The 16654-nt window shown below is 67.5% G+C and carries 18 protein-coding genes; 13 read left to right on the plus strand and 5 right to left on the minus strand.

Going from position 1 to position 16654, the window contains the following annotated elements; all coding sequences use genetic code 11:
- Window positions 1–36: 36 nt before the first annotated feature.
- Window positions 37–783 carry a transcriptional regulator FnrL gene (fnrL, locus tag LV780_RS02365; protein WP_011907588.1) on the plus strand — a complete coding sequence of 249 codons (747 nt, stop codon included), beginning with the start codon at window positions 37–39 and terminating at the stop codon, window positions 781–783.
- A 33-nt stretch (window positions 784–816) separates the two neighbouring features.
- Here the strand turns inward: fnrL and LV780_RS02370 are convergent, their stop codons facing one another.
- Complete coding sequence (locus tag LV780_RS02370; protein ID WP_011907589.1) at window positions 817–1665, minus strand: universal stress protein; 849 nt, start codon at window positions 1663–1665, stop codon at window positions 817–819.
- Window positions 1666–1859: 194 nt separating this feature from the next.
- Between LV780_RS02370 and ccoN the strand changes: the two genes are divergently transcribed.
- The 8 genes from ccoN (at window position 1860) to ccoS (ending at window position 9795) form a co-directional block, all read left to right on the plus strand.
- Window positions 1860–3467: a cytochrome-c oxidase, cbb3-type subunit I gene (gene ccoN, locus LV780_RS02375; RefSeq protein WP_011907590.1), complete on the plus strand. Its 1608-nt coding sequence runs from the start codon at window positions 1860–1862 to the stop codon at window positions 3465–3467.
- A gap of 11 nt (window positions 3468–3478) precedes the next feature.
- Window positions 3479–4204, plus strand: a complete 726-nt coding sequence (gene ccoO, locus LV780_RS02380) for a cytochrome-c oxidase, cbb3-type subunit II (protein WP_011907591.1) — start codon at window positions 3479–3481, stop codon at window positions 4202–4204.
- Window positions 4205–4215: 11 nt separating this feature from the next.
- Entirely contained in the window at window positions 4216–4419 is a 204-nt protein-coding gene (locus tag LV780_RS02385; protein ID WP_011907592.1) for a CcoQ/FixQ family Cbb3-type cytochrome c oxidase assembly chaperone, read from the plus strand.
- Window positions 4416–5294 (plus strand): cytochrome-c oxidase, cbb3-type subunit III, encoded by an 879-nt coding sequence (gene ccoP, locus LV780_RS02390; protein ID WP_108221565.1) that lies wholly within the window; start codon window positions 4416–4418, stop codon window positions 5292–5294. The genes LV780_RS02385 and ccoP overlap by 4 nt, the downstream gene beginning before the upstream one ends.
- A gap of 232 nt (window positions 5295–5526) precedes the next feature.
- Window positions 5527–6960, plus strand: coding sequence for a cytochrome c oxidase accessory protein CcoG (ccoG, locus tag LV780_RS02395; RefSeq protein ID WP_108221563.1), 1434 nt, complete (start codon window positions 5527–5529; stop codon window positions 6958–6960).
- A gap of 1 nt (window position 6961) precedes the next feature.
- Window positions 6962–7420, plus strand: coding sequence for a FixH family protein (locus LV780_RS02400; RefSeq protein ID WP_108221561.1), 459 nt, complete (start codon window positions 6962–6964; stop codon window positions 7418–7420).
- 3 nt (window positions 7421–7423) lie between these two features.
- Complete coding sequence (locus LV780_RS02405; RefSeq protein WP_108221560.1) at window positions 7424–9637, plus strand: heavy metal translocating P-type ATPase; 2214 nt, start codon at window positions 7424–7426, stop codon at window positions 9635–9637.
- Window positions 9637–9795: a cbb3-type cytochrome oxidase assembly protein CcoS gene (ccoS, locus tag LV780_RS02410; protein WP_011907597.1), complete on the plus strand. Its 159-nt coding sequence runs from the start codon at window positions 9637–9639 to the stop codon at window positions 9793–9795. The genes LV780_RS02405 and ccoS overlap by 1 nt, the downstream gene beginning before the upstream one ends.
- A gap of 75 nt (window positions 9796–9870) precedes the next feature.
- Here ccoS and LV780_RS02415 read toward each other — a convergent pair whose 3' ends face one another.
- The gene (locus tag LV780_RS02415; RefSeq protein WP_233863873.1) at window positions 9871–11259 is read right to left on the minus strand and encodes a D-alanyl-D-alanine carboxypeptidase family protein; all 1389 of its coding nucleotides are present in this window, start codon (window positions 11257–11259) and stop codon (window positions 9871–9873) included.
- Window positions 11260–11469: 210 nt separating this feature from the next.
- A complete protein-coding gene (locus LV780_RS02420) occupies window positions 11470–12183 on the minus strand; it encodes an HAD family hydrolase (RefSeq protein WP_011907599.1) in 714 nt (237 codons plus the stop codon).
- Window positions 12184–12354: 171 nt separating this feature from the next.
- Here LV780_RS02420 and clpS point away from each other — a divergent pair, with 171 nt between their 5' ends.
- Genes clpS through LV780_RS02435 form a run of 3 tightly spaced genes read left to right on the plus strand, consistent with a single transcriptional unit; the run spans window position 12355 to window position 14515 of the window.
- Complete coding sequence (clpS, locus tag LV780_RS02425; protein WP_044247789.1) at window positions 12355–12675, plus strand: ATP-dependent Clp protease adapter ClpS; 321 nt, start codon at window positions 12355–12357, stop codon at window positions 12673–12675.
- Window positions 12676–12691: 16 nt separating this feature from the next.
- Window positions 12692–13693, plus strand: a complete 1002-nt coding sequence (locus tag LV780_RS02430; RefSeq protein WP_108221558.1) for a class I SAM-dependent methyltransferase — start codon at window positions 12692–12694, stop codon at window positions 13691–13693.
- Window positions 13694–13705: 12 nt separating this feature from the next.
- Window positions 13706–14515 (plus strand): SDR family NAD(P)-dependent oxidoreductase, encoded by an 810-nt coding sequence (locus tag LV780_RS02435; protein WP_011907602.1) that lies wholly within the window; start codon window positions 13706–13708, stop codon window positions 14513–14515.
- Between the two features lie 31 nt (window positions 14516–14546).
- On the opposite strand, the gene LV780_RS02440 is transcribed toward LV780_RS02435, so the two are convergent.
- The gene (locus LV780_RS02440; RefSeq protein WP_011907603.1) at window positions 14547–14957 is read right to left on the minus strand and encodes a hypothetical protein; all 411 of its coding nucleotides are present in this window, start codon (window positions 14955–14957) and stop codon (window positions 14547–14549) included.
- 112 nt (window positions 14958–15069) lie between these two features.
- On the opposite strand from LV780_RS02440, the gene hemF reads away from it, so the two are divergent.
- Window positions 15070–15945, plus strand: a complete 876-nt coding sequence (gene hemF, locus LV780_RS02445) for an oxygen-dependent coproporphyrinogen oxidase (RefSeq protein ID WP_108221556.1) — start codon at window positions 15070–15072, stop codon at window positions 15943–15945.
- Window positions 15946–15972: 27 nt separating this feature from the next.
- Here hemF and LV780_RS02450 read toward each other — a convergent pair whose 3' ends face one another.
- Window positions 15973–16602: a hypothetical protein gene (locus LV780_RS02450; protein WP_101342295.1), complete on the minus strand. Its 630-nt coding sequence runs from the start codon at window positions 16600–16602 to the stop codon at window positions 15973–15975.
- Window positions 16603–16654 lie beyond the last annotated feature (52 nt).

Consider the following 16654-nt stretch of genomic DNA (forward strand, 5'->3'; position numbering starts at 1 on the left):
TTTATTGCTTTGATTCAGATCAAGCGGGGAAACAGCATGACGCTGCACGAAGTCCCAACCCTCCTCCACCGCTGCGGCGACTGCCCGATCCGTCATCGCGCCGTCTGCGCGCGCTGCGACAGCGAAGAGCTGACGACCCTTGAGCAGATCAAGTATTACCGCAGCTATCAGGCCGGCCAGACGGTGATCTGGTCGGGGGACAAGATGGATTTCGTGGCCTCGGTCGTGACCGGGATCGCCACGCTGACCCAGACCCTCGAGGATGGCCGCCGGCAGATGGTCGGGCTTCTCCTTCCGTCGGATTTCGTCGGCCGTCCGGGCCGGCAGACGGTGGCCTATGATGTCACGGCCACGACCGATCTTCTCATGTGCTGCTTCCGGCGCAAGCCGTTCGAGGACATGATGCAGAAGACGCCCCATGTCGGGCAGCGGCTGCTCGAGATGACGCTGGACGAACTGGATGCCGCGCGGGAGTGGATGCTGCTGCTGGGGCGCAAGACTGCGCGTGAGAAGATCGCGAGCCTGCTTGCCATCATCGCCCGGCGCGACGCGTCGCTTAAGCTGCGTGACGCCAAGGGGCCGCTGACCTTCGACCTGCCGCTCACGCGCGAGGAGATGGCGGACTATCTGGGCCTGACGCTCGAGACCGTGAGCCGTCAGGTCTCGGCGCTCAAGCGCGACGGGGTGATCGCGCTTGAGGGCAAGCGGCATGTGATCGTGAACGACTTCGCCCGCCTTCTGGAAGAGGCGGGCGACGACAGCGACGGCGGCCTTCCCGTCTGAGAAGGGCCCGCCCGACCGGCGGTCCCTTGCGCCTCAGTGCGCCATCAGGACCGGCACCTCGGCCAGTTCCAGCATGTCTCGGGTGGCGCCGCCCAGAATGGCTTCGCGGAAGCGCGAGTGACCGTAGGCCCCCATCACCAGCAGGTCGCCATCCTGGTCGCGCACATGGCGCGCGATCACGTCCGAGACGCGCGGCAGGGTCTTTGCCAGAACCGACACTTCGGCCCGCACGCCATGACGCACGAGCATCTGGCACAGCGCCCCGCCCGGATCGGACCGCTCGGCGCCATGTGCGGCGGGGTCCACGATCACGATGTTCACGTTGTCCGCCCGCAGCAGGAAGGGCATCGCCTTGCGCACCGCGGTCAGCGCCTCGCGGCTCTGGTCCCAGGCGATCACGATCCGCCGGCCGAAGTTCGTGCTGAGCGAGGGATCGTCCGGCACCACCAGCACCGGGGCCTGGCCCTCGAACAGCGCCGCCTCGACCACGGCTTCGGATTCGGCACCCCGGCCCTTGCCGTAGGGCCGTGACAGCACCACGAGATCGGCAAAGCGCGAGCGCAGCGCGACGAGACCGGCCAGCCCGCCCATCTGGGCCACCGCTGTCTCGACCGAATGGCGCAGCATCGAGGGCTGCCCCGAAAGCGCCGCAGTGGCGGCCTTCTCGACGGCCTGGGCATCGTGCTCGGCGCGTTCCAGCGCCATCTGCAGCACGACCGCCGTGCCGCCCATGTTGTAGTAGGCCACCTGCGTTCCGTCGATGCCAAGCGCCAGCACGTCCAGGTGCGCGTCCTCGTTCAGGGCGAGCCGCGACGCAACCGAGATGGCCGGCTCGACCCGGTCGGGCGAGGTGGCCACCGTCAACAAGGATTTATAGGCCATTTCACTACCTCCAGCCGATGAGCATCCGCCTCGAATGTGTGATCGAATGGGGCTTTGTTCCTTGATGCTGATCAAGTATCAGGACCGAAACCGTTGACATGGATCAAGGCACATTCCGCGACATGCCGCCACACACGGCCTGTCGATAAGCATCGGCCGGGGGAGTCGGCCTAGCGAAGACGAAGGGACGCAAGATGTGGGATTACGTTAAGTTGGTCGCGCTCGGCGTGATCGCGCTGTGCGCCGCGATCGCAGCCAATTATGCGCGCGACCTGGCATATTTGGTCAACGCCGTGACGGTCATGCTGGTGGCCGGCGGTCTCTTTCTGTGGCAGGTGCGCCGGGTGGGGGACGAGATCCGTCCCAAGCCCGCGCTCCAGACCGAATACATGGACGGCGTCATCCGCTACGGTGTGGTGGCGACGGCCTTCTGGGGTGTGGTGGGCTTCCTCGTGGCGGTCTTCATCGCCTTCCAGCTGGCCTTTCCGGTGCTCAACTTCGAATGGGCGCAAGGCTATCTGAACTTCGGCCGTCTGCGTCCCCTGCACACGTCCGCGGTGATCTTCGCGTTCGGCGGCAACGCCCTGATCGCGACGAGCTTCTATGTCGTGCAACGGACCTCGGCGGCGCGCCTGTGGGGCGGCAACCTCGCCTGGTTCGTCTTCTGGGGCTACAACCTCTTCATCGTGCTCGCGGCTTCGGGCTATCTGCTGGGGGCGACCCAGTCGAAGGAATATGCCGAGCCCGAGTGGTATCTCGATTGGTGGCTGACGATCGTCTGGGTCTGCTACCTGGCCGTGTTCCTCGGGACGATCATCAAGCGCAAGGAGCCCCACATCTATGTGGCCAACTGGTTCTACCTTGCCTTCATCGTCACCGTGGCGATGCTCCACATCTTCAACAACCTCTCGGTGCCGGTCTCGTTCTTCGGCTCGAAATCCGTGCAGGTCTTCTCGGGCGTGCAGGACGCCATGGTGCAGTGGTGGTATGGCCACAACGCCGTGGGCTTCTTCCTGACCGCGGGCTTCCTCGGCATGATGTATTACTTCGTGCCCAAGCAGGCCGAGCGTCCGGTCTACAGCTACAAGCTGTCGATCGTGCACTTCTGGGCGCTGATCTTCCTCTATATCTGGGCCGGTCCGCACCACCTGCACTACACGGCGCTGCCGACCTGGACTTCGACGCTCGGGATGGTCTTCTCGATCATGCTGTGGATGCCGTCGTGGGGGGGCATGATCAACGGCCTGATGACGCTCTCGGGCGCCTGGGACAAGCTGCGCACCGACCCGATCATCCGCATGATGGTCGTCTCGATCGGCTTCTACGGCATGTCCACCTTCGAAGGCCCGATGATGTCGATCAAGGCCGTCAACTCGCTGTCGCACTACACCGACTGGACCATCGGCCATGTCCATTCCGGCGCGCTTGGCTGGAACGGCATGATCACCTTCGGTGCGCTCTATTTCCTGACGCCGAAGCTCTGGAACAAGGAACGGCTCTACAGCCTCAGCCTCGTCTCGTGGCACTTCTGGCTCGCGACCATCGGCATCGTGCTCTACGCCTCGTCGATGTGGGTCTCGGGGATCATGGAAGGGCTGATGTGGCGTGAAGTCGATGCGAACGGCTTCCTCGTGAACGCCTTTGCCGACACGGTGGCCGCCAAGTTCCCGATGAACGTGGTGCGGGGTCTCGGTGGGGTGCTCTACCTCGTCGGTGCGCTGATCATGTGCTACAACATGTGGAAAACCGTGACGTCCGCCCCCGCCCGGGTGGTGCGCGCCACGGCGGTTCCCGCTGAGTGACGGAGGGGACCATGGGTATCCTTGCAAAACACAAGATCCTCGAGACGAACGCCACGCTGCTGCTGATCTTCAGCTTTCTCGTGGTGACCATCGGCGGCCTGGTCCAGATCGTGCCGCTGTTCTATCTCGAGAACACGATCGAGAAGGTGGAAGGGGTTCGCCCCTACACCCCGCTCGAGCTGGCCGGCCGCGACATCTACATCCGCGAAGGCTGCTATGTCTGCCACAGCCAGATGATCCGTCCGATGCGCGACGAGTTCGAACGCTATGGCCACTACAGCCTTGCGGCCGAGTCGATGTACGACCACCCGTTCCAGTGGGGCTCCAAGCGCACCGGCCCGGACCTCGCCCGCGTGGGCGAGCGTTACTCGGACGAGTGGCACGTCGATCACCTCACCGACCCGCAGTCGGTGGTGCCCGAATCGATCATGCCGAAATACGGCTTCCTCTCGAACCGAGTGATCGACGGACGCTACATCCGTGACACGATGGCGACGCACCGCATCGTCGGCGTGCCCTACTCCGACGAGATGATGGAAGCCGCGGTTGCCGATTTCCGGGTGCAGGCGGATCCGCTGGGTGACAGCGACGGGCTGCTCGAGCGCTATGGCAAGGCCGCCGTGCGCAACTTCGACGGCCAGCCGCAGCTGACGGAGATGGACGCGCTGATCGCCTACCTGCAGGTGCTGGGCACGATGGTCGATTTCTCGACCTTCACGCCTGACGACAGCCGGTAAAGGGGCGGGGCATGGAGACCTACAGCCTGCTGCGCGGCTTTGCGGACAGCTGGATGCTGGTCGTGATGACGCTCTTCTTCGTGGGCGTGGTGTTCTGGGCCTGGCGTCCGAGAAGCCGAAAGCACCATGAGGACGCCGCCAACGCGATCTTCCGTCACGAGACAAAACCCGCCGATGACGACCCGGAGTCGTCGTCCGAGGAGGCGAGGAAATGAGTGTGAAACCGACGAAACAGAAGCCGGGCGAGCCGCCGACCACGGGCCATTCCTGGGATGGCATCGAGGAATATGACAATCCGATGCCGCGCTGGTGGCTCTGGACCTTCTATGTCACCATCATCTGGGCGATCGGCTATTCGATCCTCTACCCGGCCTGGCCGCTGGTGAACGACGCCACCAAGGGGCTTCTCGGCCAATCGACGCGGGCCGATGTGGCCGCCGAGATCCAGGCCTACGCCGACGCCAATGCCGAGATCCGCACGCGGCTCGTCGAGACGGAGCTGACCGAGATCGCGGCCAACCCGGATCTGGTCCAGTACGCGACCAACGCCGGTGCGGCCGTGTTCCGCACCAACTGCGTGCAGTGCCACGGCTCGGGGGCGGCGGGCGTGCAGGGGCAGGGCTATCCCAACCTGCTCGACGACGACTGGATCTGGGGCGGCGACATCGAGTCGATCCACACCACCGTCACGCACGGCATCCGCAACACGACCGACGACAACGCGCGCTATTCCGAGATGCCGCGTTTCGGCGCCGACGGTCTGCTGGATGACACCCAGCTTTCGCAGGTGGTCGAATATGTCCTGCAGATCTCGGGGCAGGAGCATGACGCCGCTCTTGCCACCGAAGGCGCGACGGTCTTCCTCGACAACTGCGCCGCCTGCCACGGCGACGATGGCACCGGCAGCCGCGACGTGGGCGCCCCGAACCTGACGGACGCGATCTGGCTCTATGGCGGAAGCCGCGAGACGATCACCGAGTCGGTGACCTACGCGCGCTTCGGCGTGATGCCCAACTGGAACAACCGCCTGTCCGAAGCGGACATCCGGTCGGTGGCCATCTATGTCCACGGCCTCGGCGGCGGCGAGTAAGTGGTGCTGAAGCGGCCCGGGGGGATGATCTCCCGGGCCGACGCCGGCCCTCGGTTCAGTTCACGCGTTCCGAGTGCGGAGGGTCGGCGCCTCCCATGCCCCAGAGCGGGAGATGGAGGGCCTGTCCCTGCCGTGAATGATGCATCACGGATGCGTAATTTTGACCGATGTCAAGTTGCCATGGCGGTCCTGTCTGATAGCACCCGGAACATCCACGAAGCCGGAGTCCGTCGTGACCAGCCCCGATACCGAAACGTCCAGCCTCTATGCCAAGCGCGAGCCTGTCTTCCCCAAGCGGGTGAGCGGCCAGTTCCGCACTCTCAAGTGGTGGATCCTGGCCGTGACGCTGGGGATCTACTACATCGCGCCCTGGATCCGCTGGGACCGTGGCCCGAGCCTTCCCGATCAGGCGATCCTCGTCGACATCGCGAACCGGCGCTTCTTCTTCTTCATGATCGAGATCTGGCCGCACGAATTCTACTTCGTGGCGGGCCTGCTGATCATGGCGGGACTTGGCCTCTTTCTCTTTACCTCGGCCGCGGGGCGCGTCTGGTGCGGCTATGCCTGCCCGCAGACGGTCTGGACCGATCTCTTCATCCTCGTCGAACGCTGGGTCGAAGGCGACCGCAACGCGCGCATCCGCCTGCTGCGGCAGCGGTGGGACTTAGAGAAGACGCGGAAATATCTTACGAAATGGACGCTCTGGCTGCTGATCGGCCTCGCCACCGGCGGGGCCTGGGTGTTCTACTTCACCGATGCGCCGACGCTTCTCGTCGATCTCGTGACCGGCAACGCCCATCCCGTCGCCTACATCACGATGGCGACCCTGACCGCCACGACCTTCGCCTTCGGCGGCTTCGCGCGCGAGCAGATCTGCATCTATGCCTGCCCCTGGCCGCGCATCCAGGCCGCGATGATGGACGAGGAGACCATCACCGTCGCCTACCGCGAATGGCGCGGCGAGCCGCGCGGCAAGCTCAAGAAGGGTGAGCCGGTCTCGGAGACGCAGGGCGACTGCATCGACTGCATGGCCTGCGTGAACGTCTGCCCGATGGGCATCGACATCCGGGATGGCCAGCAGCTTGCCTGCATCACCTGCGCGCTCTGCATCGACGCCTGCGACGAGGTGATGGACAAGATCGGCAAGCCGCGCGGCCTGATCGGCTACCTCGCGCTGACCGACGAACGCGCCGAGCGTGCGGGCCAGCCGGCCCGGTCCGCCTGGCGGCACATCTTCCGGGTGCGGACCCTGTTCTACACCGCCCTCTGGAGCGGGGTGGGCGTGGCGCTCGTCGTGGCCCTCTTCCTGCGCTCGCCGATCGACATCAACGTGACGCCGCTGCGCAACCCGATCTTCGTCACGCTCTCCGACGGGTCGATCCGCAACACCTACGACGTCCGGCTGCGCAACAAGCAGGGCGAGGCGCGCGACTATCAGATCTCGGTGACCAGCGCCGCCGATCTCGCCCTTTCGCTGGAGGGGGTGCCGGGTTCCGTGGTAACCGTTCCCGCGAACGAGACCATGACCCAGCGCGTCTATATCATCGCGAACCGTGGCACCTCGGCTGCCGAGGCCGAGCGCACCGATGTCCGGCTCTGGGTCGAGGATCTCTCGGCCGCGCAGCGGGTCCATCACGACACGATCTTCAACGGAAGGGGCAACTGACATGGCCGAAATCACCGGGCGCAAGGTTCTGGCCATCACCGTCGGGGCCTTCGGCGTCATCATCGCGGTGAATCTTCTCATGGCGTTCAAGGCGGTCTCGACCTTTCCGGGGCTCGAGGTGCAGAATCCTTACGTGGCCAGCCAGACCTTCGACGCCGAGCGGACGGCGCAGCAGGCGCTCGGCTGGTCTCTGGCGGCCGACTATGACGACACCGCCCACGAGATCACGCTGCGCTTCCGCGACGCCGAGGGCCGACCGGCCGCCGTCCATACGCTCGACGTCCTGATCGGCCGCTCGACCGAGGCGCGCGACGACCGCCGGCCCGAGTTCCTCCTCCGCGACGGCGCCTTCCGCGCGGCGCAGGAGCTTGCGCCCGGCAAATGGATCCTGCGGGTCGAGGCCACCTCCGCATCGGGCACGCTGTTCCGCCAGCGGCTCGATCTGCACGTCCGGAACTGAACCATGTCGGTGGTCGAGCGGATGGACGTGCCCCAGGCCGAGGCCGCCGGAGGCGCGTCGGCCTGCCCGGCCTGCCTCGCGGCGCCTTCGGCCGAGCGGCTGGCGGCCATGGTGGGGCCTGCGTCGGGGCGGCTCGTGCTGTCCCTGCCGACGGCCCATTGCGCCGCCTGCATGACCACGGTCGAGGGCGGGCTCGAGAAACTCCCCGGTGTCCGTTCGGCGCGGGTGAACCTGACGCTGCGCCGGGTGTCGGTCGATGCCGAGGCCGAAGTGACCGCTCCGGTCCTGATCGAGGCCCTGTCGCGGCTCGGCTACGAGGCGCACGAGCTGGATGCGGGGATGCTGTCTGCGACCGAGACCGACCGGCAGGGGCGCGACCTGCTGATGCGGCTGGGCGTGGCGGGCTTCTCGATGATGAACGTCATGCTGCTCTCGGTGGCCGTCTGGTCGGGGGCCGAGGCCGCGACGCGCGACCTGTTTCACTGGATCTCGGCGGCGATCGCCCTGCCGACGGTCGTCTTCGCGGGGCAACCCTTCTTCCGCAGCGCGTGGCGTTCGCTCCGGGCCGGGCGGCTCGGCATGGACGTGCCGATCTCGCTGGCCATCGTCCTCGCCTCCTCGATCTCGCTGTTCGAGACCTTCCACTCGGGTCACCACGCCTATTTCGACGCGGCGGTGATGCTGACCTTCTTCCTTCTGGCCGGGCGGTATCTCGACCATCGCACCCGCGCCGTGGCGCGATCGGCGGCCGAGGAACTGGCGGCGCTCGAGGTGCCGCGCGCGACGCTCCTGCGGGACGGCGAGGAAGTCACCGTGCCCATCGCCGAGCTGGCCGCCGGCGATCTGGTGCGCGTGCGTCCGGGCGGGCGGATGCCGGTCGATGGCGTCGTGACGCAGGGCTTTTCCGAGCTGGACCGCTCGCTTCTGACGGGCGAAAGCCTGCCGGTCCCGGCGGGCCCGGATACGGTCGTCTCGGCGGGCGAGGTCAACCTGACCGGCCCGCTCACCCTGCGGGTGACGGCGGCCGGCCGGGACAGCTCGCTGCACCGGATGGCCGATCTGGTGGCGGTGGCCGAGAGCGCGCGGACCCGATACACCTCGCTGGCCGAGCGCGCCTCGCGTCTCTATTCGCCGCTGGTGCATCTGCTGTCCTTCAGCGCCTTCGGGGTCTGGATGTGGATCACGAACGGCGACCTGCGGACCTCGATCAACATCTCGGCGGCGGTTCTCATCATCACCTGCCCCTGCGCGCTCGGTCTGGCGGTGCCCGCCGTGGTGACGGCGGCGAGCGGGCGGCTCTTCCGCAAGGGGCTGCTGATCAAGGACGGGACCGCGCTCGAGCGTCTGGCCGAGGTGGATACGGTCGTCTTCGACAAGACAGGCACGCTGACGCTGGGCACGCCGCAACCCACCAATCTGGCGACGCTCGCGCGGGCCGAACTGGAGGTGGCGGCGGCGCTGGCCGGGGCCTCGTCGCACCCGCTCGCCACGGCGCTGGCGGCGGCCGCGCGGGACATGGGCCTGCGCCCCGCCCACGTCACCGACCTGCGTGAGGTGCCCGGTTTCGGCGTCGAGGGGCGTCACGGCGGGCGCACCGTCCGCCTCGGCCGCGCCGAATGGGTCGGTGCCGCGCCCGAGCCGGTCACCGCCACCTACCTTTCGATCTCGGGCGCCACCCGCGCCATCACCTTCGCGGACCGGCTCCGGCCCGGCGCCGAAGAGGCGGTGCGCGCGCTGACGGGGCAGGGCAAGCGCATCCTGCTGCTCTCGGGCGACACCGAAGGCGCCGTGGCGGATCTGGCGTACCGGCTCGGGATTGCGGAGTGGCGGTCGGGCCAGCTTCCGGCCGAGAAGGCCGCGCGCGTTTCCGACCTCACGGCCGAGGGGCGGCGCGTGCTGATGGTGGGCGACGGGCTCAACGATACGGCGGCGCTGGCGGCGGCCCATGTGTCGATATCGCCGGCCTCGGCGCTCGATGCGGCGCGGGTGGCGTCCGACATCGTGCTTCTGGGCAAGGACATGGCGCCCATCGCCGATGCCGCCCGGATCGCGGTCAAGGCGACCCGGCGGATCCGCGAGAACTTTGCCATTTCGGGCCTCTACAACGTGGTGGCCGTTCCGATCGCGCTGGTGGGCCTCGCCACGCCGCTCGCTGCGGCGCTGGCCATGTCGCTCTCGTCGATCAGCGTCTCGCTCAATGCGCTGCGGGTGAAGTGATGGACATTCTTGCCTACCTCATCCCCATCTCGCTCTTCCTCGGGGGGCTGGGGCTGGCCGCCTTCTTCTGGTCGCTGAAGTCGCGCCAGTATGACGACCCGGAAGGCGACGCGAACCGCATCCTCAAGACCGATTACGACGATCAGCCCCGGCAATAGGGGCGGACCAGAGGCGCATGGCAAAAGGCCCGCGAGTCACCTCGCGGGCCTTTTGTTGGAGGGTCGGCTGTGAGCTCAGGGGCCGATGGCAAAGCACTGGATGGCGCGGGCCTGCAGGCGGCGGCAGGCGAGATCGGCCTGGTCCTGCGTGAGACCCATGAAGTTCGCATCATACCCGCCGGGGCGGTCGATGATCTTGCGCAGGCCCTCGGCGAGGGTGCCGGTCTCGGCCAGCGCGATCTGCATGAGCTGCCGCTCGGCCGCCGTGCGCGAGGGGAAACGGCCCACGTTCACGCCCCAGTGGCGCCCGCCCGAGGTGGACATGCGGGTGATCACCTCGGGTGAGGTGGGCACCGGCGAGGCAGCCACCAGCTGCATCGCCGGGCGGCTGCGGGGTGCGATGCCCGAATCGGAGCCCTCGCCCTCGAACGAAACCGCCTGCGCCACCTGCATCGCCACCACATCCTCGGCCGAAGCCTGCGCCAGCGCGCTTTCGATCCCGCCCTGCATCGAGTTCACCACGGCGGCCGCCGCGATGGCCGCGGACGAGCCCGGCCGGGCCTGCGGCCGCGGAGACCGTGTCAGCGACGCCATCTCGAGCGGCGGCTGCTGGGCCGCCTGAGCCGAGGCGATCGCAAGGGCATTGGTGTCGATCGGGGCCGGCTTGCGGACCTTGGCGTTCGCCGGCGCCTCACGAAAGCCGAGGTCGAGCAGTTCGGCCATCTTGGCGTTGCGGTGGGCGGTGCTCTTGCCGCCGAAGACCGTGGCGATGATGCGCTTGTTGCCGCGCTGCGCCGAGCCGGTCAGGTTGTAGCCCGCGGGCGAGGTGTAGCCGGTCTTGATCCCGTCCGCGCCCTTGTAGGCATCGAGGAAACGTCTGTTGGTGTTCGAGACCGTGGTCACGCCCGCATCCGCCGTCCGGCGCGAGAAGATGTTGTAATACTGGGGGAAATCGAAGAAGAGCCGCCGGCCCAGCATGTTCATGTCATAGGCGGTGGACAGATGACCCTCGGCCGTGAGGCCGTGGCAGTTCTTGAAGGTCGAGTTGGTCATCCCGATGGCCTTCGCCGTCCGGTTCATCCTTTCGGTGAAGGCGGCCTCGGAGCCGCCCACCGCCTCGCAGATCGCGGTGGCGGCGTCGTTGGCCGACTTCACGGCGGCGGCGCGGATCAGATAGCGGAGCGCGATGCGCTGCCCGCTCTTCAGGCCCAGCTTGGAGGGGGGTTCCGCTGCCGCGTTCTTCGTCACCGTCACCATGCTGTCGAGCGAGATTTCGCCCCGCTGGATGGCCTGAAAGGTGATGTAGAGCGTCATCATCTTGGTCAATGACGCCGGATGCAGGCGCGTGCGGGCGTTGGTCTCGTAAAGCGTCTCGCCCGTTCGCGCATCCATGACGATGGCCGCGTAGGGCGCGGCAACGGCCGACTGCGCTGCAACCACCACGGCTGCGACCACGAATAGCATTTTCCGGACGTACTGCCCCAGCTGCGATGTCACGTCGCCTGTCCTTCTGTCTGCCTCGTTTCCGCCGGTTTACGCAGTCCGGGGATCTTATGATTTGACCCGACGCTAGCACAGGAGGCGATTCAGGAAAACCCCTCCATTTCAAGGGCTTTCGCCAGCCTTTTTAACGTCTGTGGCAAAAGTGGGGCGCGCCCGGTCAAGAACTTCAAGTTACGGCGGATTCTCGTTAAGGGTCTCGATGAGCGAGGCCAGCCCGGCGAGGTCCGGCAGCGTGAAGAACCGCGGGTGCCCGTCGGGCGGATCGGCATGTTCCAGCGCCCAGGTCAGGCCGTGGGGCACATGCACGCCGAATCCCCCGGCCTCGATCGGTGGCAGAACGTCGGATTTCAAGGAGTTGCCCACCATCAGCGCGCGCTCCGGTCCGTCGCCGTGCTGCCGGAAGATCCGGTCATAGACGCGCGCGTTCTTGTCCGAAACGATCTCGACCGCGTCGAACATCTCTCCCAGCCCCGACTGGGCGAGCTTCCGCTCCTGGTCGAGAAGATCGCCCTTCGTGACAAGAATGACACGGAAATCGGCCGCCAGGACCTCCACGGCCTGACGCGCATGGGGCAGAAGCTCGATCGGGTGGGCCAGCATCTCCTGGCCTGCGGCGATGATCTCGCCGATCACCGCGGCCGGAACCCGCTGCTCGGTCACCTCGATGGCGGTCTCGATCATCGACAGCATGAAGCCCTTGATGCCGAATCCGTAGTGGCCGAGGTTGCGCCGCTCGGCCTCGAGCAGCCGGTCATGCAGCCGGCCCGCCTCGACATGGTCGGCGAGCAGGGCCGCAAAACGCTCCTGCGTCAGCCGGTAGAAGGCCTCGTTCTGCCAGAGTGTGTCGTCCGCGTCGAACGCGATGGTGGTGATGCGCCGGTCCATAGCCCCTCCCGTCGCAGCCGGATTAAGCCGCAAGCCCCCCCGGCCGCAAGCCTCTCCGCGTCATGTCCGCCCCTTTCCGACGGATGAAAACCGACTATACTGTTTCTCTCTCGCAAACCGCGAATCCGCCCACCGGCAGGAGCCACGATCTTGAAACTTCGTCCGCTTCAGATGTCCGACAAGACGGGCGGCACCGGCGACGACACGTCCATCCTGACCAAGACCCGCAGCAAGACGCAGCGGCCGCCTCTCTACAAGGTGCTGCTGCTCAATGACGACTACACGCCGATGGAGTTCGTCGTCCATGTGCTCGAACGGTTCTTCGGCCTCAGCCATGCGCAGGCCTTCGAGATCATGCTGACCGTCCACAAGAAGGGGCTGGCGGTGGTGGGCGTCTTCTCGTTCGAGGTCGCCGAGACCAAGGTGGCCCAGGTGATGGATTTCGCGCGGCGCCACCAGCATCCGCTCCAGTGCACCATGGAAAAGGAATAGGCCCCGGGGCCTGCGGATGCGATCTGCCCGCTTGACACTGGCGCTGGAAACCGGCGCGGTCGTGCTGCCCGACGCGGGCAGCATCGTCGTCTATCGTCCGCGCGCGGCCGATGATCTGTCGGCGCTGCCGAAGGACCGGCTTCTGCTGGTGCAGGGCTTCCGGCCCGATCACGATGCGCTCGCGGCGCAGGGATACCGCGTGGCCGTGGCGGGCGGTTCGGGCCATGCGGCCGCCGTCGTCTGCCTGCCGCGCGCGCGGGCCGAGGCGCGGGCGCTGCTGGCCGAGGCCACCGCCGCGGTCGAGCCGGGCGGGCTCATCGTCGTGGACGGGCAGAAGACCGACGGGATCGAAGCGGTCTGGCGCGATCTGGCCGAGCGTCTGGCCGTGTCGGCGACGCTCTCCAAGGCGCATGGCAAGCTCTTCACCTTCGCGGCCGAGCCGGGGCTCGAGGACTGGGCGGCGCGTCCGGCCGAGATTGCAGGCGGTTTCCGCACCCTTCCCGGCATCTTCTCGGCCGATGCGCCCGACCGCGGCTCGCAGCTTCTGCTCGAGGCCCTTCCGCCCGATCTCTCGGGCCGGGTGGTGGATCTGGGCGCGGGCTGGGGCTTCCTCGCGCGCACGGTGCTCGAGCGGCGGGCCGTGAAGCGGATCGACCTGGTCGAGGCCGAGCATGCGGCGCTGGATTGCGCGCGGCTGAACATCACTGACGAGCGCGCCCATTTCCACTGGGCCGACGCCACGCGCTTCCGCCTGTCGAAACCGGCCGATGTGGTGGTCTGCAACCCGCCCTTCCACACCACGCGCGAGGCCGATCCGACGCTCGGGATGGGCTTCCTGCAGGCGGCGGCCCGGCTTCTGGCCCCGTCCGGCGTGCTCTGGCTGGTGGCCAACCGGCATCTGCCCTATGACCGCGGTCTCCGCGCCCTCTTCCGCGAGGTGGAGGAGATCAGCGGCGATGCCGCCTTCCGCATCGTCCGTGCCGCGCGACCGCAACGCACGGCCGGCACATCTGCATAAGGGGAGCCTCGCATGTCGCTCGTCATTTCCGGCAAGACCGCCATCGTGACCGGAGCCGCCGCCGGCATCGGCCTCGCCGTGGCCCGGCATTTCGTGGACAAGGGCGCGAACGTGATGTTCGTGGACATGGACGAAGAGCGCCTCGCCGACCAGATCGGCGAAGAGGCCCGCAGCGAGGGGCCCGTGCGCATGTTCGCCGGCGACCTGCGCGAAAAGCTCACCATCACCAACCTGCTCTCGGCCACGATGGACGCCTTCGACCGGGTGGACATCCTCGTGAACGCCAGCCGGCAGATCGCGCTCTCGGACCCGCTCTGCATGGAGGAGGACGCGGTCGAACTGCTCTTGCAGCAGAACCTGCTGACCGGCCTGCGCCTCACCCAGATGACCGCCAAACGCATGATCGCGCGCGCGGAAAAGAGCGAGGAAAAGCCCACGCAGGTCGGCTCGATCATCAATCTGTCGTCGATTGCCGCGATCCGCACCCAGCCCGAGTTGCTGGCCTATTCGATCAGCTGTGCCGCGGTCGAGCAGATGACCCGCTCGATGGCCGTGGCGCTGGCGTCCAAGGGCATCCGCGTCAACGCCGTCTCCTTCGGCTCGGTCATGAGCGCGAGCCTCCAGACCGCGCTGAAGGACAGCCCGGCGATGCGCGCCCAGATCACCGAGCGCACGCCGATGAAGCGCATCGCCTCGCCGGCCGAGATCGTCGAGACGGTGCAGTTCCTCGCCTCGGACGCGGCGGCCTTCATGACCGGGCAGGTCGTGACGCTGGACGGGGGGCGCAGCCTGATCGACCCGGCCCTGGCCCCCGTTCACTGAGAGCGTTCCGGCGGGCGCAGGGGCCCCGCCGTCAGTTCGTCTCGGGATAGATCAGCTTGCATTGCTGGACCGCCGGGCCGGCCGTCCGGGCCAGCTCGACCCGCTTGCGCTTGAGCTGATCAAGGGTGCGGGCCTCGGCCGCGAGGTCGATCGCGCGCGGCTGGCGCACCGTGTAGGGCACCTGATCGAAACAGTGCCGCGCGGGATAGACCACGCGCCGGCCGTCGGGCCTGTAGCGGACGATCGGCGGACGGCATTGCACCCATTCGGTGCGGTAATCCGTCACTTCCTCGATCGCGTAGCCGCGGGCGAGATTGCGCTCTCCCTCCTGGATCAGCTCGTCCACCACGCGCAGATCGCGCGTCGCCTGCAGGAGGCACCGCTCCTGCGGTGTGGCGCAGGCGGCAAGCAGGGGCAGTAGGAGGAGCGCGGCATGTTTCATGAGGCTGAAGCTAATCCATTCCCGGCGCCGCGCCAGAGGATTCTGAGCCGCCTTTTCTGGATCGCTGGCAGGAAAGCTGCTAGCCCTGAGCACAAAGCTGCGGGAGGGATGCATGAATGATGCGATGGACGGGCAGAAGGCACGGGCCGCCGACTGGTTCCGCGAGCTGAGGAACCGGATCCTCGCGGCCTTCGAGGGGCTGGAGGATGCCGCGGCGGGCGGCTCTCCCACCGATCCGGCGCCGGGCCGGTTCGAGGTGACCGAGACCACCCGCGAGGCGGGGGGCGGCGGGCTGATGAGCGTGCTGCGCGGCGGGCGGGTGTTCGAAAAGGTGGGCGTGAATGTCTCGACCGTCCACGGCACGCTGGCGGCGCGGGCGCAGCAGGCGATGGCCGCGCGCGGTGTGCCGGGCATGGCCGAGGATCCGCGGTTCTGGGCCTCGGGCATCAGCCTCGTGGCGCATATGCAGAACCCGCACGCGCCCGCCGTCCACATGAACACCCGCATGTTCTGGACCCCGCACGCCTGGTGGTTCGGCGGCGGCTCGGACCTCAATCCCTGCCTTGACCATCCCGAGGACACCGAGCATTTCCACGCCACGCTGCGCCGGGCCTGCGAGGCGCACGGGGCGGACTACTATCCCCGCTTCAAGGCCTGGGCCGACGAGTATTTCTTCATTCCCCACCGCGGCCGCGCGCGGGGCGTCGGGGGGATCTTCTACGACGACCTGAACAGCGGCGACTGGGAGGCGGACTTCGCCTTCACCCGCGCGGTGGGCGAGGCGTTCCTGCCCGCCTTCGTGCCCCTCGTCGAGAGGCGGATGGGCACCCCCTGGACCGAGGCCGACCGCGAGGCGCAGCTGATCCATCGCGGGCTCTATGCGGAATACAACCTCGTCTATGACCGCGGGACGAAGTTCGGCCTCGAGACCGGACACGATGCCAACGCCGTGCTCATGAGCCTGCCGCCGCTGGCCAAGTGGATCTGACAGAGGCGGCGCCACCGGCGGGGCGGTCTACTCGCTGCAGACATAGACCGCGCCGCCGACCGCCACGACGGTGACAGCGGCGGCCGTGAGGGCGGCCGGGGCGGTGACCGTGGCAAGGGCCGTCGCGCCCAGGTTGGAGAGCGCCGCCGAAACCGATCCGGTCGTTCCCGAGAGCACCACGGCGCCCGCGCTGTTCTCGACCGCCCGGACCCCGTTCAGCGCCTTGCCCGCCGCGCCCGCGACCTTGCCGGCCGTCTCGGCCGAGGCATTCACCTTCTCGCAGAAGGCCCCCGACGGCTTCGCGCAATGCAGGTAGGCGTCGCGCTTGCCCTCGGCAAAGCCGGTGTAGGTGTTCGCCTCGCGATCGAACTGCAGGCAGAAGACCGACCGTTCGCGGTCATTCAGCCCCGGGGTCATCGCGCGCAGCGTCACATAGCCGGGGCAGGTGATCCTGCCATAGCCGCCCAGCCACCTCTCGCGGATCGAGCGGTTGGCCCGCACCTCCTCGTCCCCGGTATCGTAGGCGAGGGCGGTCGGAAAGCCTTCCAGCGAGGTCAGACAGGCTTCGGGCTTGGCGAGTGCCGCGGCGGGCAGCATCGGCAGAAGCGCCGCCAGCGCGATGCAGGGGACAGACAGGGATCTGCGGGAGGGCCGCATGGGTCAACTCCGGGAGAGGGAAGGGCTACCCTGTCGCGGACGTGGGGCCGAG

The sequence above is a fragment of the Cereibacter azotoformans genome (assembly GCF_021391315.1).
In the GTDB taxonomy this organism is placed as follows: Bacteria; Pseudomonadota; Alphaproteobacteria; order Rhodobacterales; family Rhodobacteraceae; genus Cereibacter_A; species Cereibacter_A azotoformans.